The 20,238-nt window shown below is 53.7% G+C and carries 13 protein-coding genes and 1 pseudogene; 1 reads left to right on the top strand and 13 read right to left on the bottom strand.

Features of this window, described 5'->3' with window-relative positions:
- Positions 1–125: 125 nt before the first annotated feature.
- The 3 genes from P0X86_RS03660 to P0X86_RS03650 all read right to left on the bottom strand — a co-directional run bounded on the left by P0X86_RS03660 (position 126) and on the right by P0X86_RS03650 (position 2,831).
- Positions 126–1,328, bottom strand: coding sequence for an acyl-CoA dehydrogenase family protein (locus tag P0X86_RS03660; RefSeq protein WP_277747805.1), 1,203 nt, complete (start codon positions 1,326–1,328; stop codon positions 126–128).
- Positions 1,329–1,426: 98 nt separating this feature from the next.
- Positions 1,427–2,206, bottom strand: coding sequence for an alpha/beta fold hydrolase (locus P0X86_RS03655; protein ID WP_277747804.1), 780 nt, complete (start codon positions 2,204–2,206; stop codon positions 1,427–1,429).
- Between the two features lie 31 nt (positions 2,207–2,237).
- A complete protein-coding gene (locus P0X86_RS03650; RefSeq protein ID WP_096777068.1) occupies positions 2,238–2,831 on the bottom strand; it encodes a TetR/AcrR family transcriptional regulator in 594 nt (197 codons plus the stop codon).
- Positions 2,832–3,110: 279 nt separating this feature from the next.
- Here P0X86_RS03650 and lacZ point away from each other — a divergent pair, with 279 nt between their 5' ends.
- On the top strand, positions 3,111–6,227 hold the full coding sequence (gene lacZ, locus P0X86_RS03645) for a beta-galactosidase, LacZ type (RefSeq protein ID WP_277747803.1): 3,117 nt from the start codon (positions 3,111–3,113) through the stop codon (positions 6,225–6,227).
- 161 nt (positions 6,228–6,388) lie between these two features.
- On the opposite strand, the gene P0X86_RS03640 is transcribed toward lacZ, so the two are convergent.
- The 10 genes and pseudogenes from P0X86_RS03640 to P0X86_RS03595 form a co-directional block, all read right to left on the bottom strand.
- Positions 6,389–7,456, bottom strand: a complete 1,068-nt coding sequence (locus tag P0X86_RS03640) for a hemolysin family protein (RefSeq protein WP_277747802.1) — start codon at positions 7,454–7,456, stop codon at positions 6,389–6,391.
- 77 nt (positions 7,457–7,533) lie between these two features.
- A complete protein-coding gene (locus P0X86_RS03635) occupies positions 7,534–8,832 on the bottom strand; it encodes a hemolysin family protein (protein WP_277747801.1) in 1,299 nt (432 codons plus the stop codon).
- Positions 8,833–9,338: 506 nt separating this feature from the next.
- Positions 9,339–9,833 (bottom strand): pyridoxamine 5'-phosphate oxidase family protein, encoded by a 495-nt coding sequence (locus P0X86_RS03630; RefSeq protein WP_096777071.1) that lies wholly within the window; start codon positions 9,831–9,833, stop codon positions 9,339–9,341.
- 218 nt (positions 9,834–10,051) lie between these two features.
- Positions 10,052–12,067 carry an alpha-L-arabinofuranosidase C-terminal domain-containing protein gene (locus P0X86_RS03625; protein ID WP_277747800.1) on the bottom strand — a complete coding sequence of 672 codons (2,016 nt, stop codon included), beginning with the start codon at positions 12,065–12,067 and terminating at the stop codon, positions 10,052–10,054.
- 51 nt (positions 12,068–12,118) lie between these two features.
- Entirely contained in the window at positions 12,119–13,012 is an 894-nt protein-coding gene (locus P0X86_RS03620; RefSeq protein ID WP_096777073.1) for a carbohydrate ABC transporter permease, read from the bottom strand.
- A gap of 13 nt (positions 13,013–13,025) precedes the next feature.
- A complete protein-coding gene (locus P0X86_RS03615) occupies positions 13,026–13,988 on the bottom strand; it encodes an ABC transporter permease (RefSeq protein WP_192569786.1) in 963 nt (320 codons plus the stop codon).
- 33 nt (positions 13,989–14,021) lie between these two features.
- Positions 14,022–15,592: pseudogene (locus P0X86_RS03610) on the bottom strand (extracellular solute-binding protein).
- Positions 15,593–15,789: 197 nt separating this feature from the next.
- Positions 15,790–17,433 (bottom strand): response regulator, encoded by a 1,644-nt coding sequence (locus P0X86_RS03605; RefSeq protein WP_277747799.1) that lies wholly within the window; start codon positions 17,431–17,433, stop codon positions 15,790–15,792.
- Between the two features lie 4 nt (positions 17,434–17,437).
- Positions 17,438–19,237, bottom strand: a complete 1,800-nt coding sequence (locus tag P0X86_RS03600; protein WP_213580169.1) for a sensor histidine kinase — start codon at positions 19,235–19,237, stop codon at positions 17,438–17,440.
- Between the two features lie 75 nt (positions 19,238–19,312).
- Positions 19,313–20,167, bottom strand: coding sequence for an AraC family transcriptional regulator (locus P0X86_RS03595; protein WP_277747798.1), 855 nt, complete (start codon positions 20,165–20,167; stop codon positions 19,313–19,315).
- Positions 20,168–20,238: the final 71 nt, after the last annotated feature.

Genomic DNA, 20,238 nt, shown 5'->3' with positions numbered 1-20,238 from the left:
ATTATGTAATGGAGCCGCAATAAGGAATGTCCGGCGCGCGAAGCGCAAAAAACCGCCGGAGCCAGCTCTCCCGCGGTTTCTAGCCTAATTTCCTGCTAAGTGTCCTATTCTCTCGTCCGATCAGATCAAGGCTCCTGATTTTCCTTCTCCTCCGCTTCCGAAAGGGCCCGTTTGGCCAAATTCGTCAGCACGACATCATCCATCGGCGGATTATGAAGACCTGCCCGGACATCCCGGTACATACGCTCCAACGGGAGCTTCCGGGAGAGACTCAATCCCCCAACGATCCGCATGGCCTGATCGACAATCCGGACCGCCGCATTGGTCACGACGTACTTGGCAAGCCCAAGCTCGGGTTTGAGCGCGGCGCGGTTCTCCGCTTCCTTGTCCCAGCGGTCGGCGGTTTGGTACAGGTAACTGCGGGCCGTCAGCAGGTCCACTTCGATTTGGGCGATCTGCCTTTGGACATTCGGCAATTCGGCAATGGGCACCGTCAAGGAGTTCGGTTGATGACGACGGGCAAAATCGATGGAGAAATTCCGCGCGGCATAAGCAATCCCCATATAACATGCCGGGATATGGAGCAGAATGCCTTCCGTAGGCACGGGAAACTCGGGCTTCTCATAATCGGGTCCCCGAATGACTCCCGTGTCCGGCACGAATACGTCCTCCAGAATCACGTCATGGCTTCCCGTTGCCCGCATGCCCATCATATTCCAGGTCTCTTCAACCTTGACCCCTGGCCCGCTGCGAACGAGGAACGCGCCGACCTTCTCGCTATGCTCGATTCCGGCCGTAACCACGAATTGCTTCAAGATCGGGCTTAACGTGCTGAAGGTTTTGCGTCCGGCGATGCGCCAGCCGCCCGACACCCGCCGTGCCGTCGTCTCCGGCCTTCCGCCCCGGCTGGGGCTCCCCGTCGCAGGCTCGCTCGCCAGTTCATTAATGACCGTGCCTTCTGCTACAACGTCTCTGCACAATCTCTCAAATAACGGCTCCGGCCAAGCCCCGGAAAGGCGCAGCTGCAGTATCTGCCCGATATGCCAGCCTACGGCCAGCGCCGTAGACCCGTCTCCTCGGGCGAGCCGTTCCTGGGCAAGCACCATTTCGTATACGGAGGCTTCTTCTCCTCCAAAGGCTGCCGGAACGGTCAGCTTCAAATAACCGGACTCCTTCAAATCATCGAAATTCTCGAACGGAAACGATCCCTCCAGATCGTGCTGAGGTGCTCTTTCCGCGAATATCGCTCCCAGCTTGTCGGCCCGGGCCGCGATCACCGCTTCGCGTTCATTACGTATGAATGGATCTGTGGAACCGAATCGATTCAAGTTCGTCCCCTCCTTGATAACCCTTGTATTCCGATGGATATATGCCTAAAATTGTAGCAACCCTGTTTTGGGGTGTCAATGAAAGAGCTCAGATACCGCTAGATCGCGTGCTCCGACAGAAATGAAGCGATCGCCTCGTTCACCTCGTCGGGGTTATCCAAATTCGTTGCGTGATGAGCGTTTCGAATGATTTTCAACTGCGCGTTCGCGATTTGTTCCTGCATGTATGCCTGCTGCCTTCGGATCATCGTGTCGCTTTCGCCTTGAAGCAGCAATACCGGACACTGGATTTTGTGCAGATCATGCGTGCTGTCCATTCGGGTCACCGCATCCCATATCCGAATCCAATCGGAATGAGCAATGGAGCCAAAAGCTTGCTCAATATAGGCTTGATTGTTCTTATTAAATTTGGATAACATCCTGCCTTGTATTTTTCCGGATAAGGACATCGGCATCAGATAACTTGTTAAACGGTTTACCGGCACGAACATGCGCTCGAACCAATTAAACGCATTCGTGAACGGCGTGCCGATCAGTACCAGGGCCGCAACCTTCTCCGGATAGCGAACGGCAGTCTGCAGCGAAATATGACCGCCCAGGGACAGCCCGCAAAGCGTCGCTTGTTCAATGCCGAGTTCGCTTAGCAAATCCGCCAAATCCCTGCTGAAATCCTCCGAATCCACCTTGCCATTCGGCAAGGAAGAGAAGCCATGCCCCCGGATATCCCACACCACGGTTTGATACCGACGGGAGAAGGCATCGACTTGAGGCTGCCACTGTTTATGATTCCAGGAAGCTCCGTGCGTAAATACCAGCGGCTTCCCTTCTCCCTTCACTTCATAATACAATTCGACTTCCCTTCCTTTGTAAACCGGCATAGCCCTCCACCTCTCCATAATAAAATGGGCATTATTCCGTACCGCCTTGAACGAGCGAGGCGAATATGACCTGAAAGCACTCGTCAAACAGTTCGTCCAAGCTTCGGTCCGACTCTTTGACCCAGATCAGCATGGCGCCGCTGATCGCGGCTTGCAGCACCCGGCTGACCCGTGCCACGTCACATGGCACGATCTCTTTGTTCGTGATCGCCTGATCCAGCATCTTTCGGGTAAACTCATCGATCAGCTGCAGCCGGTACCGGGTCTTCTCCAGCAAATCCGGATCATTCGTCCCTTCTAGATAGAAGGAGGTATGATTGGCCAATTCCACAGGATCCTTCATATGCGAGACGGCATCCCTGAACACCGTTTTAAGCGCCTCGATTCTGGATTGGCCGGACAAGTCCGCATCGTGGAAGGCTTGTTTGGTTAATTCAATGACATAATCGCTGTAGGCCAGGAGCAGATTCTTCTTCGACCCGAATCGCTTCATTAAGGCTGCCGGCGAGATGTTCATTTCATGCGTGATGTCGGTTAAGGCCAACTGGCCGTACCCTTTTTTGCATAGTGCCCGGTAGACGCCGTGGAAGATCACCTCGTCTTGAAATTCGCGAGGCCTTACCATGCGCGTTCCTCCCATCGTTAGTGAATGATCATTTACTAACCATTATTTCATAAACATTATTCCATGTAAATGTAATATTGGTCATGTTGATGGCGCTGGACATAACCAACGGCTTCCCTGGCAGCAAGATATGCAAATGACCTTCTAAGTGATCGAAATATCGCTGTTTTGTTGATCGTTTGATAGAAATAGCGCAACTTCCTTATACTCTTGGGCGGAATTAACCTCTATACTGTCAGTAGAAGGAAGGAAACCATAATCTAGGAGGAGCTGAGCACATTGCGTACCAAATTCATTTACCAGGCACCTGCAAACGGTTATCCCGAATGGAATAATAATCCGAATATTTTTCAGTTGAACCGTCACAGAGCCCATGCTTACATGATGAATTTCCCGACGGAGTCCGAGGCGCTGAGCCTTGACCACGCCATGTCCCCCTGGTATCAGTCATTAAACGGGACCTGGAAATTCGCTTTCGCCAAAACGCCTGAAGAGCGCATTCAAAACTTCTACGAGGCCGATTACGATTCCGGGAGCTGGGCCGATCTTCCCGTCCCTTCCCATTGGCAGCTTCAAGGCTATGACTATCCTCAATATACGAATGTAAGATACCCCTGGGCCGAATCGGAGCCTGAATTGAAAGCCCCCTTCGCACCGACCCGATACAATCCCGTGGGCTCCTACATCCGTGAATTCACGGTACCTGAAGCATGGAAGGAACAGCCCGTTTATATTAGCTTCCAAGGTGTTGAATCCGCTTTCTATGTATGGGTGAACGGCGAGATGGTCGGGTATAGCGAGGATACGTTTACGCCGGCCGAGTTCGACCTTACCCCCTATCTGATTGAGGGCAAGAACAAATTAGCCGTTGAGGTATACCGATGGTGCGATGCGAGCTGGCTTGAGGATCAGGATTTTTGGAGGCTTAGCGGGATCTTCCGCGAGGTCTATCTCTATTCGGTCCCTGCCGTCCATATCTCCGATTTCTTCGTGCGCCCGGTTCTTGATGACGAGTACCGGCATGCCGAGCTGCAAATCGATGCAGCCGTCACGAATTATTATAACGAGACCATCGACAAGGACACGCTCCAGCTGGAGGCGCTTCTCTACGATCAGGACCGGCAGCTGGTCCAGAAACAAACGCTCACCATTGCGGATTACATCATTGACGAGGGCAGCTTTACCCTGAGCATGAACGTCCCCGAACCCGAGAAATGGAGCGCGGAATCGCCTTATTTGTACACCGTTGTCCTGGCATTGAAGAATACGGACGGAGCTTGCCGCGGAGCCGTAAGCTGCCGCACGGGATTCCGCCGCTTCGAGCTGAAGGACGGGCTCATGCGAATCAACGGTCAGCGCATTCTGTTCAAAGGCGTGAACCGGCATGAATTCTCCCCGGATACCGGGCGGGCCCTCAGCCGTGAAGACATGATCACCGATATTGAGCTGATGAAGACACATAACATTAATGCGGTACGGACTTCCCATTACCCGAATCAATCCGTATGGTATGACCTCTGCGATGAATACGGGTTATACGTTATCGATGAAACGAATTTGGAGACGCACGGAACCTGGACGTATGGGCAGCAGGAGCTGGAAGAAACGGTGCCCGGCAGCAAGCTGGAGTGGCGCGACAACGTATTGGACCGCTGCAATTCGATGTTCCAACGCGACAAGAATCACCCCTCGGTCATCATCTGGTCGCTTGGCAACGAATCGTTCGGAGGCGACAACTTCATTGCGATGCACGATTTTCTGAAGGAAGCCGACCCGTCCCGGCTGGTTCATTACGAGGGAATCTTTCATTACAGGGCATCCGAAGCGGCCAGCGACATGGAATCCACCATGTATGCAAGGCCGCAGGATGTGGAGAAGTATGCCAACAGCAATCCGGACAAGCCTTATATCATTTGCGAGTACAGTCACGCGATGGGCAATTCCTGCGGCGGCCTTCACCTGTATTGGGAGCTGTTTGAGAAGTACGACATTTTGCAGGGGGCTTTTATATGGGATTGGATCGATCAAGCAATCCGCACCCAAACGGCGGACGGAATACCATATTTGGCGTACGGCGGGGACTTCAACGAAACGCCGCATGACGGCAACTTCAGCGGGAACGGCCTGATCTTCGCGGACCGAACCAAAACCCCTAAGCTGGACGAAGTGAAAAAATGCTACCAGAACGTCAAGTTCGAAAGCCTGGATCCTGCCGCAAGCCGGATTCGGGTCAGCAACCGCTTCTTGTTTACCAGCCTCGATTCGTATCTTGTACAATGGGACGTAACGCTAAACGGCAAAGTCAGCCAATCCGGCACGCTCGGGCTCTCGCTTCAGCCTGGTGAGCAAACGGAAATCCATGTTCCGTACTCCCCCGTGGAGGACGAAGCAAAAGAAGCGATTCTCACCGTCTCCCTCGTTCGGAAGGAGAGCACCAAGTGGGCGCCTGCGGGACATGAGGAGGCTTGGGAGCAGTTTGTGCTGACGCCGTATATTGCCGAGCAGCCCGAAACGGACGCTCTTGCAAGCGTGCAGGCTCTGGAAGCTGCCGAGTCGGATGAAGAGCTTATCATCAGGGGTTCTGCCGTCTCGTTGCGTTTCCATCTTGGCACCGGCGATCTGACATCCTACGCACTGTCCGGCAGGGAATGCCTGCTGGCGCCGGCAAGACCGAATTTCTGGCGGGCCGTCACCGACAACGATCTGGGCAACCGGCTCCCTGAACGCAGCGGCGTGTGGAGAACGGCCCATGATCGGAGAAAGCTGCTGACTTTGCGCTGGCATGCGGAAGGCCCTGCCGTCGTGGTATCCAGCCACTATCGGATCGAGACCAATCCCGCATCCAGCCTGACGCTGGAATATCGAATCTATCCGGACGGCACCGTCCGCGTGCATGAAACCTTGATCCCTGGCGCCGGTCTGCCCGACATTCCGGAAGTCGGCATGCTGTTCTTGCTTGATGATGGACTCGATACGCTCAGCTGGTATGGGCGGGGACCGCATGATAATTATTGGGACCGGAAGACAGGAGCCAAAATCGGCCGATACGAGGGCAAGGTCGCCGATCAGTTCGTCCCTTATCTAAGGCCTCAAGAGTGCGGGAATAAAACGGATGTGCGCTTCGCACTGCTAACCGGGGAGAATGGAGGGGACGGACTGGAATTCGAGAGTTCCTCCCTCATGGAGGTATGCGCACTGCCGTGGACGCCGGAGGAGCTGGAGGGCAGCGACCATGCGTACAAGCTCCCGCCAAGCGATAAAACCGTCCTGCGCATCAATTACAAGCAAATGGGCGTCGGCGGCGACGACAGCTGGGGAGCGCCGATCCATGAAGAATTCACGCTGCCCTCCAACCGCACGTACAGCTTCGGCTTTACGATGGGGGCAGCACGCTAGCACGCTGACCTACTCGATAGGACACATGCAAAAAGAGCAGCTTCGTGTAGAAGCTGCTCTTTTTATGTTTCGGCAATTCCATGCCCTCTCACCACGGAGGGGTGGGCACAAGGACGTTTAGCCCTATTCCTGAATCGTGCCCGATGCTAGTTCGCCATCGCTTAGGCGTGCGCCCCCTGCAGCTCGCGGCGATCCGATTCGTCCCGAATGTCGCCCACGATCTCCTCCAGAATGTCCTCCATCGTCACCAGCCCGATCGCCGTGCCGGATTCGTCCGTCACGACGGCCATATGCACGCGGATTTGCTGCATCTTGATCAGGACGTCCTTGATCGAAGACGACTCCGGAAAACGCGGCATGTCGTGAATAAAGTCATTCACGCTGCAGTTTCTACCCGCCGCTATGCCCGTCAGCATCTCCTTCGTATGGATAAACCCGATAAAATCCTCCGCGCGTCCCGATTCCGTCACCGGGTAACGGGTATAGTCGTACTCGCCCAGAACCTCCAGGATATTGGCAAGCGGCCACCCTCGTTCTACCGTAACGATCCGATCTCTCGGGACCATGATTTCGCGCAAGGTGCGCTCTTCAAAAGCAAATATATTGGTCAAATATCCCATCTCGGTCTGGTTTATTTCGCCGCTCTCGTAGCTCTGGTCCACGATCCACTTCAGTTCCTCCTCCGAATGGACCGTTTCATGCCCTGCCGGCTTTACGCCGAATACTCGAAGCAGGAGACGCGAAGCTCCATTCAATGCATAGATGAACGGATACATGATCTTCCCGAACCAATACAAGGGAGACGCCAGCAGCAGCGTCATTTTCTCGGCAAATTGGATCGCCAATGTTTTAGGCGCCAGTTCCCCGATGACGACATGCAGGAACGTGATGATCCCGAGGGCAACGGCATAAGAGAGTACCGTTGCCACCGCCGCCGGCACGTCGAATCGTTCAAACAGCGGATGCAGCATCCTTTCGACGGTCGGTTCGCCCAGCGCGCCCAGCACGAGAGCCGTAATGGTGATTCCAAGCTGGCAGGCTGACAAATAGTAATCCAGTTCATGGGCTACCTTCCTGGCCGTGACCGCCCGTTTATTCCCTTCGGCGATCAATTGATCGATCCGGGACAGCCGCACCTTCAAGATGGCGAATTCGGCTCCTACGAAAAATGCAGTCAGTCCGATGAACACGGCTACCAAAAATAAATTCAACGCGATTATTCCGTCCAATGATTTCCCTCTTGCGAGGGATTCACCTCCAAAAAAGTTATGGTCTGAATGTACACGGGATCATGCCATGCCCTAGATCATCCGTGTCTGAGAATGACGTGTTTGATCTGAAAATTATCGGTTTCCGCTACGGCCCATATATGCTCGCCATGCTGGATCTCATCGCCGTCTTGAGCCGTCGTGCCTTTCTGGTACTGTATCCAGCCGCCGATCGTATCCATCTCCTCGTTATCCTCGAATACCAAGCCGAAGCGCTTCTCAAGCTCCTCCAAGAGAACCCGTCCGCTTATCAGGTATTCGCGTTCCCCGATCTTCCGGATATCCGCTACTTCATCTTCATCGAATTCGTCTCGAATTTCCCCTACGATCTCTTCCAAAATATCCTCCAGGGTCAGGATCCCCGCCGTACCGCCGTATTCATCAATCACCAAAGCCATATGCATCTGCTCCTGCTGCATCTTCAGCATGGCATCCTGGATCGGCGTAATTTCAAGCACGACCGGGAGGTCCCGAACGAATTCTTCCAGCTTGCGGTCTCGTCCGGCCACGATGTGGGGCAGCATCTTCTTGACGTTGACGACGCCAACCACCCGATCCTTGCTGCCGTCCTCGATGACAGGGTACCGCGTATAGTTGTGCTCATCCAGGATACGGACGATGTCCGGGTATTCCATGCTTTTATCCAGGGTGATCAGATCCGTTCTCGGTACCATGATGTCTTTGGCCACGCGCTCATCAAACGAAAACACGTTTTCCATGTAAGCCAGCTTGGTCCCATTGATCTCGCCGCCCTGAAAGCTCTGCGCCATGACGATGCGCAGTTCCTCCTCCGTATAAGCCTGCTCATGCGGCGCAGGTTTTACGCCGAATGCACGAAGCAGCACGCGCGAGGCTCCATTCAACGCCCAAATGAACGGATACATCGGCTTGCCGAACCAATACAGCGGGGCTGCAAGGAGCAGCGTCGTCTTTTCCGAGAATTGAATAGCCAAGGTCTTGGGCGCCATCTCTCCTACCACGACATGCAAAAAGGTTACGAGAATGAACGCTATGGCGTAAGAGGCAATCGAGGCCGTCGAAGCCGATACGTCAAACCAATCGAATACCGGGTACATGAAACGCTCAACGGCCGGCTTGCCGATGGCCCCGAGCCCCAGCGCCGTCACCGTAATGCCGAGCTGGCAGGCCGAGAGATAGTAATCGAGATCGCCGGCTACCTTTTTGGCAACAACCGCCTTCTTGTTTCCTTCCGTTATCAATTGATCGATCCGCGACATGCGGATTTTAACGACGGCAAACTCGGACGCCACGAAAAAAGCGGTCAACGCAATCAGTATGGCAAGTATGATTAAATTAGTGATGGTAATAATGTCCAATGATTTCCCTCTTCAGAGGGATTCACCTCCAGATTGAATTAAAGGCCATGTGCTTTTGCATCTGAACAGGTCATTCTATATACGATATTTCCATGAAAAAGAGGTAGTTCGCAGAAGAGAATATTACAACCTAATTCCGCAATTTGATCCATTTGCAATAACGCCTTCCCAATGTACTACCTCCTCTCCTGGAATCTATTTTTCATATTTATGAAAAAATTATATCATGACTGTAATCAAACCCTCCAGTTGCACGTTATGGTTTGCAGGCGAATTCCAGCACGAATTCACATAATTCTCACTTGTTTGATGAGGTATATTCCTTCTTGGTGCTAAATATGCCCTGTTATGTATTAAAGTGCCCCCCCATCCGGTGCTCATCCATTCATAACCAACACGGGATCCGTCTTGAAGGATATGCGCGCGGGTTCGGCCAACATAAAAAACCGCAGGATCGTGATGCTGGATCCTGCGGTTCTGCCACTGCTAATGAACGAATTTCGTTATCAATGGAGATCTACGGTTTTGTTTATATCCGAGTCGCCCCTAGGCTCTTGGCCCACCATTTTCTTGAAGAAGGCTTTCACCGTTTTCGTTTTGTTTCCGGTTTCCCAATACTCCGCGGTGTCCGTGTCCACCTTGATCAGAATAATGTTGGGATCGTCGTAGGACGTCTGCAGAAATTTTTCGTACGCCGCATTCCAGAGCGACTTCTTCTTCTCCAGATCATCCACGACTTCGGCTTTGCCTCGGATCGATACGTAGGATTTGCCCACATAAGCGACATTCACGTTGGGATTCGCCAGGATTTCTTCGTATTTGCTGGTATCCCGCTTCGTTAAGAACCACAAGTCGCCGTCGAATTCGATATCCTGCGTCTGCATCGGTCTGGCATTGATCCCGCCCTCCGATATCGTGGAGAACATGGCCGTTTCGATATCCTTGATAATCTCCTTCACGGTTTCGACCGCTTCCTGGTTTACAACGGTTCCGTTTGCCATCTCAATCACCCCATCCTTGTATTTAGTCTCTAATTACACTTCCCATAAATAAGTTAAACGATGAATCATGTAACATTTCGTGTCCATTCGTACGGTCTTCCTGAATGGATTCAGGCCGGAACGGAACCGTTCCCTGCGCAAAAAAAAGCCGGAACTGCAAGCGCAGTCCGACTTTTTCGCACGAAAACATTCATTTTAAAAAGAACAGCTTCATATCATCACACCTGCACTCTGAATTCCAGCGCGTAAACGGATGTAGGCCGTAAGTCGTAGCCTTGGCTCCATGCCTCTGCCGGAACCCTGCTTTCCTTGCACATAATACGTTCCGGCTGGAAAACGGAGTTAATGTCATCGTAAGAATCGCCGGTGATTTCGTAAAGGGTCGTTTCCCCGGAAGCCTCGAAGGCCTTCAAATCCAGCACGGCCCTAACCGCCTCCAGGCTTCGATTTACGATCAACACGGTGACGATGCTGCCGTCGTCATTCGTCCCCGCCACGATGTCCAGGTCTGGAAGCGCGTCAAGTGCCATAGGCGTCTCCTTCCTCGAAGCCACGGAGAAGGTTCCGCATTCCGCTTGAACGGGAAGGACGCGCCGAACGTCCCGATTGGCGTAAAGCTTCAGCACTTCATAGGTTGGCGTCCCGTAGATCGTAAGGGGATGCCCGCTCCAGCCGGGCTGCTTGCCGCAGTACTGGTCCGCATAATAGTCCCCGACGCGTATGCAGCCGCCCAGCCAGCCATTCACCAGGTCAGAGAAGCTGCCGATGTGCACCATGTCGCTGCAGCGCATCATTTCATTCAGGTTGGCGGCATTGGCCACCGCGGCTCCCAGCGTGTGCTCGTTCGGCAGCCCTTTTCGCACCGTATTCGGATAATACATCGTGTTGTATTCGGTGATCGCCAGCTTGACATGGCTGTGCTCCGGGCGGGACCGGATCAGCTCCGTCGTCTGCCGGACATGGTGCCGGGTCCACTCGGGATAAGAGGCAATCGCCTTATAGCGATCCTCCGCCGGCGTATCCCGGTTCATGCCGAAAGGGCCGTAGCCGTGATACAAATGCAGCGTCAAATAATCGATGCTCTCGCCGGCCCTGTCCAGCACGGCCTTATTCCAGTTCTGCTCGTAATGACCGCAGGCCAGCAGCACGATGGAGGGGTCCGCCTCCTTCATGGCCTTGGCAAACGATATCGTCCGCTCCGCAAACCGCTCTGCCGTGCAAGTTCCGACCTGCCATTGGCCCCACACTTCGTTGCCGATCTCCCAGTACTTGACGTTATACGGCTCAGGGAAGCCGTTCCGGGCACGTAAAGCCCCCATCGGCGTATCCGCGCTCCCGTTGCAGTATTCGATCCACTGCGCGGCTTCTTCAGGGGTGCCGGATCCGTCGTTCACGCAAATCAGGGGCTCCACCTGCAGCTCTCGGCAAAAGCGGATGAATTCGTCCGTTCCGAAATATTTGCTGGTCCACCCTCCCCAGGCCTCATTGTACATGACCGGCCTTTCCAGGACCGGACCGACGCCATGCTCCCAATGGTAAGCGCTGATGTAATTGCCTGCGAGTCTCATCATGCCCGCATTCAAATCTTTAGTCATCTCGACCACTTCGCGTTTGACCATGGCGATGCTGTCGACGGGCAGCAAAGAGACGTGATCGATCCAGAGCATGCCGGTGGACACGTGATCGATCCACCTTGGATGCTCAGCCGGAACATATACCCGGATTTCGGCATCGCTGCAAGCGCGCGATATCGACAGCTGCGCCTCGCAGTGCTGCCAGTTATGGCTGCCAAGCTCCATGCGAAGCCGTCCAAGCGTCTCCTCCGTGCGCCGGTCAACGGCTTCCACCGTCACGTATTGAAGCTCGACGGAGGCCCGGGCGACAAGACGGACCGTATAGTTCATCGGCCCTTTTAATGCCGCCTTCTGCGTTATGCCGGCATAAGCTTCATCATCGCTCAGGATGCGGATGCGCTGGGCTCTCCCCGAATGCCGGGGCGCCGGCGCTTCCATCGCGTACCGGGTGTTGCGTCCGTTCGTATACGCGCGCCAGCTTCCCGATACCGGCGTCTTCGTTTCGGCATCGCTCTCAAAATCCATGTCCTTCAGCGGAAACGCGAGCATCGCCTCCATATGGTCCCGGATATCCTCCACAAAATGACCGAACAGATACGGATTAATCTCATGCTCGCTCTTGCGGCTGCAATCAATGGTAATCGTTGCGTTCGTATTCAAGAATATAACCTCCAATGGAATTTTAGGATGAGCCGTGCGATCATACCGGCATTACCCCTTGATCGAGCCGATCATCACGCCTTTCACGAAATGCCGCTGCACCAAAGGATACATCAGCAGTACAGGCAAACTGGATACGATAATGACCGCGTATTTGATGCTCTCGGCCAGCAGGATGCTTTTTTCCAGTCCCACGCTGCCGTCCACGGCATCCGATTGGCTGATCAGCAAAATTTCGCGCAGCACCAGCTGAAGCGGGTGCAGATCTTCGTTTCGGATGTATATGAGTGCGTTAAAGAACGAATTCCAGTGGCCGACCGCATAAAACAACACCATGACCGCCAGGATCGGCTTCGATAAGGGCAGGATGATGCTAAACAGCAGCCTCCAATTGGAGCACCCGTCGATATGGGCCGCCTCCTGCAGCTCCCAGGGAATGCTCGATTGGAAATACGTCCTCATTACGATCAGATTGTACGTCGCGATTGCGCCGGGAATGATCAGCGCCCACATCGTGTCGACCATCCCCAGATCCTTGACCAACAGATATGTCGGAATCAGCCCGCCGTTGAAGAACATGGTCAGCGTGATCAGTACCATGATCCCGTTGCGTCCGGGAAGATCGGGTCTCGACAGCGGATATGCTGCCAAAATCGTCATGATGATATTGATTGCCGTGCCGACGGTCGTATAAAGGATGGTATTGCGATATCCCGTCCAAATCTTGTCGTTGTGCAAAATATTCTCATAGGCATCCAGCGTCACGCCCTTCGGCAGCAGCCAAACTTCGCCGTTCAATACCCGTGCCGGATCGCTGAACGATGCGCTGACGATAAACAACAGCGGGTACAGCACGATGACGATAATGATAGCGGCGATCGCGTAGATCAGGATGTCGAATAGCCGTTCACTCGAGGCTTCCTTTACTGTCGATGGCTTGGACATGTCGGTCCCCCCTTTACCATAAGCTCGTCTCCGACGTCTTGCGCGCAATGCGGTTCACAAGCAGGAGCAGCACCAGATTGATGACGGAATTAAACAGCCCGATCGCGGCCGTATAACTGTATTCCCCTTTTAAAATGCCTGTCGTGTAGACAAACGTGGAGATGACGTCGCTTGATTCCAAATTCAAGTTGTTCTGCATCAATAATATTTTCTCGAAGCCCACGTTCATGAAATGGCCGATATCCAAAATAAGCAAAATAATGATGACTGGCGCGATGCCCGGCAAGGAAATATGCCAAATGCGCCGCAGCCTTGAAGCCCCGTCCATCTTCGCCGCCTCGTACAGCTGCGGGTTCACCCCGCTCAGCGCCGCAATGTAGATAATGGACTGCCACCCCATGCTCTGCCATATGTTAGAACCGATAAAGATGGTCTTGAACCAGCCCGCTTCCTCCAGAAAGCGGATCGGCGTGCCGCCGAGTGCCTCGATCAACAGATTGATGGGACCGCTGGTCGGCGACAGGAACACATTCAGGATGCCGACGATTACAACTACCGATATAAAATGCGGTATGTACGTAATGTTCTGCAGCCATTTGCTGAAGGTCTTGCTTCGTATTTCGCTGATGATTAAGGCCAGCAGGATCGGAATCGGAAAGGCAATCAAGAGCGAGAACAAATTGATGGACAGCGTATTCCACAGCAGCCGCCAGAAATAATACGAGTCGAAGAAGCGTTCGAAGTGTCCGAAGCCCTCCCAGCTGCTGCCGAGAATGCCTTTGGCCGGATTGAAATTTTTAAAGGCAATCTGCAGCCCGTACAACGGACCGTAGTGAAACACCAAATACCAGACGATGGGCAGTAGCAGCATGAGATACAGATCATACCGCTTGGCCATTTGCTTTAAGAGGCGGGGGCCCCGCCTCGAATCGCTTCGAGGCAGAACCATCGCTTTATCGGCGTTGGCGCTCTTCATGGGCATCCACTCCTTCACGATGATGTGGCAGCTTTATTTCTCCATCTTGTCATAAGCATCCTGATACAATTTCTCCAGTTCGCCGATCTTCATCTTTTGGAGCGTGGATTGGAATTCCCCCACTTGTCGAAGCTAAGCGCGCCCGCAATGAATTTCGTGCTTTGCTCTTCGTAGTATTTGTCGATGTCGTTGCGCAGAATGTTGACCTGCTGCGCGGTTTGCTCGTCAAACATCGGGGCGGCGTAACGAACCTTCGGCATGAACGGATCCAGCTGCTGCTGCGCCTCCTGCACCTGCGGCGGGTTGATGAACGAAGCAACCTGTTCGCTGATGATGTGAGGGGCCCCTCCTCCCGCATAAGGCGTGATTTTGGCCTGATTGGTAATATCCTTCAGGAAATCCTCTGTATAGTACGGGATCCCATCCTTGAGTTCGTAATGCTCTCCTTCTCTGCCGAACCGCAGAAGAGTAGATCCTTCATCGCTGTAAAAATAATCGATCCAGCGCATCGTGACTTCCGGGTACTTGTTGATGGACGTAATGGCAAAGGCTCCAAAGTCCCGCGCAATCGGCAAGGCCTGGCTTTGCATCCGGTCTCCGTTCGGGCCTGCCGGCGGCGCGATTCCGGTATACTGATCCTGGATCGACAAGAAGTTATTGTTGGTCTGGTCAAAGAAGAATCCCGTATTTCCCGACCCTTGCTTGGCCAAATACTGAGCTTCCGTGTGGGAGAATATCTCAGGGTCCAAAAGCTTTTCCTTGTATAGCTTGTTTAAATACATCAACATCTCTTTATTTTTGTCGCTGCCCATCCAGATGCTCACTTTGTCATTTTCGATATTGATGTTATACCCGAGCTGCGTATCCAGTCCGAATGATCCGCTCATCGCGGCCACGATCGACAATCCGACACGTGCCGTCATCGGAAGCTCATCCTGCTTCCCGTTGCCGTTCGGGTCTCCGTCGCGGAAGGCCAGCAGCACCTCATACAGTTCGTCCGTCGTCTCCGGCACCTTCAGATTCAGCTTCTCCAGCCACATCTGGTTGATCCATTTCTTATCCGTACGCGCCGCGCCCAGCGTCACAATGCCGGGAATCGCATAGATGTGCCCCTCCGGCGTCGTGATGCCCGAACGGATTTCGGGATATTCCTCCATCAATTTCTTCAGGTTCGGCGCGTATTCGTCGATAAGGCCTTCCAGCGGAATCAATTGGCCTGCCGATCCGTAGCGAACGGCTTCAAGCGGCGAGAGCCCGGAACGGAACAAGGCGTCAGGCAGCTCGTTGGAAGCGAACAGCAGGTTTTTCTTCTCCTGGAAGCCGTCCGTCGGCGCCTCGATGAATTCAACCTTCACATTGCTCAATTTCTCGTAATCCTGGAATACCGGCATCTCCTTGAACGGACCGTTCACGGGTGCAATCCGGGTGAACATTTTCAGTTCCACCGCTTGATCCACGATCGGAAACCCCGTGGTATGTACGACATTCTCCGCACCTTCGGGTGCGGCTTCCTTCTTCGATCCTCCATCGGAACTGCATCCGGCCAGCATCAAGCTGGAAACGATCATGGAGATGACCGCGTTTCTTCCCCAGCGTCTACGCATGTATCAGCTACCCCCATATTTTCTTATTCACCAACCTTATTTGTAAGCGTTTACCGTTGGTGTGTGTGATTATTATAATTCAGCCGCCTTGACGGCCCGTTACAAAAATTTGACCATTTACTCCACATATTTTACGGTTTATAACAAGGCGGCTTTCGAGTTCGTTTCCCTGCCGATCCGAATACTCGGTTTTATCCTTATCCTCTTCCCAGGCGGTTCAAATACTCCTGCGGGGTCAGGCCCGTCATTTCCTTGAATACTTTGAAAAAATAATTATGGGTCGTAAACCCCACTTGCCCGCTGATTTCCTTGATCGAGTATTTGCCGCTTTCCAGCAGCTTGCGCCCCGCATCGATCCGAACCCGATTCAGATACTCCGAGAACGTCCGCTGCGTCTCTTCCTTGAATATTCGGCTCAAATAGGAGGAGTTCAGGCCGATGGCGCCCGCGGCAAGCTCCAGCGTCACGTAACCCGGGTACCGCTCCAGAATAAAGTGTATGGCCTGCGTGACATGCCGGGAATACGGCCCTCCCGCCCGGTGCTGCTTCAGCAGTCCGAGCAAGCCTGCATAGAAGGATTGCAGCCACTGCACCAGCTCCCCGACGCTGCCGATCCTTCCGAGCTCGCTTCGGGAAGGGAGCTTTTCCTTGGCGTCTTCCGTCCCTGGCAGCCAGGTTTTCAGTGCCTTGTCCCCGGTTTGCATGAGCTCGCTGACCATCATCTGGACCGTATGCGAATGGATCGGCAGGTGGTGGATGGAAGCAAAAACAGAGTCGATTAAACCGTGCACGCCTTCGATGTCCAGTCGTTCAATCGAAAGCAGCAGCTGTTTGTGTTCCTCGATCGTTAGAGACACGCGTTGGTGGTATTCATCGGCAAGCCCGCCGGCCCGGCCCGGCATCCTGGGGGCAGCGCTGCTGCCGGACGGCTCCGAGCGGGAAGCATCGAGTAACCGTTCGGCGGAGCCGTAGCTTGTTCCGAGTTGGGTCAGGCTGGTGCACACATGTCCGACGGCGCTTACGCATTTTAAATTGAGGAACAGCTCAAGCGCATGCTGAAGCTTCCTCATCTGTCCGTCGATTTCGCTCTTTATGGCATGCTCGCTCCGTTCCTTAAACGCAAACACGATCATGAACCGTCCATCCTCCACATAAGCTGCCGTCCGCTCCCGGATATCGCCAAGGCTCTGCTGCATCATATCGACCACCTGCTGAACCAGCCGATTCGTCTGCACGTCGCTGTATGACTCCGTCAACAGCAGGAATGGAACAATCTGCAGGGCCGCGGCCGCATAGCTTGACGCACCGCTGTACAGGCTGTTTTCTCGCGAAAATGCCTCAACCTCCAGGGTTGCCTCCTTCCGTCCCCTGACCAGATGCGCGATATGGTCGCGGATGTGCACGGGATTTATCCGCTCGGTCTTAACCTTGCGGGCCTCGCTCTCTTCCAGCAGCCGATCCGCCCGGCGCAATTCAAGGACCGCTTTGTTAAGCAAGGCAGCAAGCGTCGCACCGTCCAGCCGATGCTTCAATAAATAATCGATGGAGCCGTTCTTCAGGCACTCCCGCACGTAGTCATAATCATCAAAGCTGCTGAGCATGATCGTCTGAATGGACGGAAACCGCGCCTTAATCGCCCGATTGAGCTCCACGCCGTTCATTTCCGGCATATTCACGTCAATAATCGCGATATGCGGAGGAGACTGCTCGATCATCGCGAGCGCCATGATACCGTTATGGGCTTGGCCGCATAATTCGAATCCGTGCTCATTCCAGTCCAATAGCGTTCGCAGATCATGCCGCACCAGCGGTTCGTCGTCAACAAGCAGCACTTGAAACATGGCTTTATATCACCTCTTGTCGGGATTTATCCTTATTCTCCACTATGTTCGGAAGCCGGATCTCGGCCTTCGTGTATAAACCCGGCTCACTGTACAATTTGACGCCGTAGCCATCTCCGTACATGTGAACGATCCGCTCATGCACATTGCGTACCCCCATGCCGCTGAAACGGGATGTATTTCCGTTCTTGCCCGTCTCCCCCAGAAGCTGCGCCTGCTGCCCCGCCGTCATCCCCTTTCCATTGTCGATCACTTCAATCTTGAGGTCGCCTCCCTCTTCACATACGCGGATCAGCACGAGTCCCTCCTGCTCCAGCGGTCCGATGCCGTGAATGATGGCATTTTCCACAAGGGGTTGCAGCATCAGCTTCAGGACCCGGCATTCCAGCAAAGTTTCGTCCTCCACCTGGGTGACCATCCGGATCGGCTCCATATACCTGTACTTCACGATGGAGATATAGCGTTCCACATAATCCAGTTCCTCCCGCACCGTCAAAAATTCGCTCGAATTGCCCAAAACGCCGCGCATGAGCTCGATCAACGATCCGGACACCTCTTCGATATTCGGCACGCCGTTCATCTTGGCCAAATACTTGATGGTATTCAGCGAATTGTATAAAAAATGAGGATGAATCTGCGCCTGAAGCGCCGTTAATTCGGCCTCCCGCTTCTCTTTCTCGCTGACCCGGATCCCTTCCAGCAGCCGCTTCAAATCCTCCACCATGCTGATGAAGACACGGTACAGCTGTCCGGTCTCGTCCTCGCTTTTGATTTCCTTTTTCGGGAACGTCAGATTCCCTTCCTTCACGAACATCATCAGGGATTTCAATCGCCGGATGTTGAGGGTGATTCGGGAAGATACCTGCAGCGAAGCGATCAGGACAACGATAAACACGATGATGGATACCTCCGCCAACAGTTTGCGGAGCCTTGCCGATTCGCTCAACAGCGAGTCCATTGGTATCAGAGCCAGGGTGCTCCATCCCGTATACCCGGATTGACGGCTCACGACGATATAATCTCTGCCGTCTATGCTTTGCTTGATGGCATCCCCATTTCCTGCAAGGTCCTGATGGATGCGGAGAATCTTATCGAACGAAGGGGCAAAGGCCGGCGCCGATTCGGCTTCATAGACGAAACCGCCCTGCTTGTCCAGCACATAAATCATGCTGTCGGTGGTCGGCTTCACGCCGTATGTTTTTTGGATAAAATCATAATTCAAATCCACCATGACCACTCCGATCGTTTCGCGGTTATATCGAATCTCACGGCCGATCGTGATGGCATCCGATACGCCCGACTGCTTGAAATACGCATGGCGCGATCCGTTGTGGAGCATGTAATCCATCATGGGGCTGCCCAAGACCGTCTTGTCCAGCCACGGACCGCCCGAGAAATACACCTTCCCGTTCAAACCGACCACCGCAATCCGCGAAATATAGGGCTTGTAATCGATCAGGACGGAGAGAAACTCGTCGATCCGCTTCTGTTCCTGAAACCATTCATAACTAATCTCTTCATGGGGGCTCAGCAGCGTGTCGATCACCGTGTTTTTGTTGGTCACCACGACGGTGTTCAGCCGGTCGATTTCCTCCAGCATCATATTCAGCGATTCATCCGCCTGCCGGATGCTGTCCGAAACCGAGGTGACGGCATTTTGCATGATCGTCTCGCGCATGCTCATATACACGATGACCGTAATGGAGACGATGGACAGGAGCGTCACCGCACTGAACGCAATGAATATTTTCCCTTGAATGCTTCGTCTGGGCGATAGCCATCTTTGAATCGTAGAGAGCTTCATGGCGAGTGTCTCCTTTTTTAGGTTCAGTAGAACCGGCCCGTAACCGTTTTCAAAAGTATATAATGCTTCCTGGAATCAGCATGGATTTTCACGCATCGTTATGGGAGGCACCTTGAAATAAATCTTGAACGCCCGGGTGAATGAATACAAATTGGGATAACCCAGGGACAGGGCAATCTCGGTAATCGTGGCGTCCGTTTCCGTTAGTAACCGTTTGGCCTTGTCCATTCGGATGCGCTGAAGGTATTTCAGCGGGGGCATTCCTACCTGGCTCGTGAACATATTGGAGAAGTACGAGCGGTGCACACCCGCGAATTCGGCAACCTGCTGAACGGATATCCCCTCGGTAGCATGCAATTCCATGTAATCCAAACACTCGTGAATCCATCCCGCAAGCTCCGTCGGCTCTGCGGAAGCCGTGTCGGGAACCATGCCGGCGAGCAGACCATAAACCAAACCGTGCAGCTCGAGCGATACCGACGGCTTCCAGCGCTCGACGCCGGCCAAGGCATCAATCACGCATTCGGCGGACTTTTCGACCCGGGAGGAGATCATTTGTCTGCCGAACGGGCTTTCCGGCACCAAGCCGGCCAGCTCGAGCAGCGGCCTTACCCTGTTTCCGTCCAATGCCAGCCAGCTCATCCGAAGCGGTGCATCCGAGGGAATCAGGTGATAGTAATAAGTCCGGCCCGGAAACAGGCAGAACAGATCATTCTTCTGCAGATCCACTCGTTTGCCGTCGAACTCCAGCCGCACCGTTCCCTCATGCACGAAGTGCAGACTGTAACACTCGATCCGTTTCGGCCCGACCCTGTAATTGGGCTTGGCTAAACTTCGCCCCGCCCGGACGGGCCAGATCTGTGCCTCTTTATCCAAATATCCCGGCGTATAGTAGATAAACTCGGCATACTCGTATTCGTACTCCTGCAACTCGACTTCCCCTCTTCCCTTCATTTTTTCATCAAGAATAACAAAATGACAACAAAAATATAACACGGTGC

Origin of the sequence: Paenibacillus sp. BR1-192 (assembly GCF_029542445.1) — a bacterium.
Lineage (GTDB): Bacteria > Bacillota > Bacilli > Paenibacillales > Paenibacillaceae > Paenibacillus_AQ > Paenibacillus_AQ lautus_A.
This window is presented reverse-complemented; position numbering and strand designations above follow the sequence as displayed.

Excerpts from the sequence above, each read along its gene's own strand:
- P0X86_RS03615 (WP_192569786.1), bottom strand. The coding sequence starts at position 13,988 with ATGAAGAGCGCCAACGCCGATAAAGCGATGGTTCTGCCTCGAAGCGAT.
- P0X86_RS03600 (WP_213580169.1), bottom strand. The coding sequence starts at position 19,237 with ATGAAGCTCTCTACGATTCAAAGATGGCTATCGCCCAGACGAAGCATT.
- P0X86_RS03605 (WP_277747799.1), bottom strand. The coding sequence starts at position 17,433 with ATGTTTCAAGTGCTGCTTGTTGACGACGAACCGCTGGTGCGGCATGAT.
- P0X86_RS03620 (WP_096777073.1), bottom strand. The coding sequence starts at position 13,012 with ATGTCCAAGCCATCGACAGTAAAGGAAGCCTCGAGTGAACGGCTATTC.
- P0X86_RS03650 (WP_096777068.1), bottom strand. The coding sequence starts at position 2,831 with ATGGTAAGGCCTCGCGAATTTCAAGACGAGGTGATCTTCCACGGCGTC.
- P0X86_RS03630 (WP_096777071.1), bottom strand. The coding sequence starts at position 9,833 with ATGGCAAACGGAACCGTTGTAAACCAGGAAGCGGTCGAAACCGTGAAG.
- P0X86_RS03655 (WP_277747804.1), bottom strand. The coding sequence starts at position 2,206 with ATGCCGGTTTACAAAGGAAGGGAAGTCGAATTGTATTATGAAGTGAAG.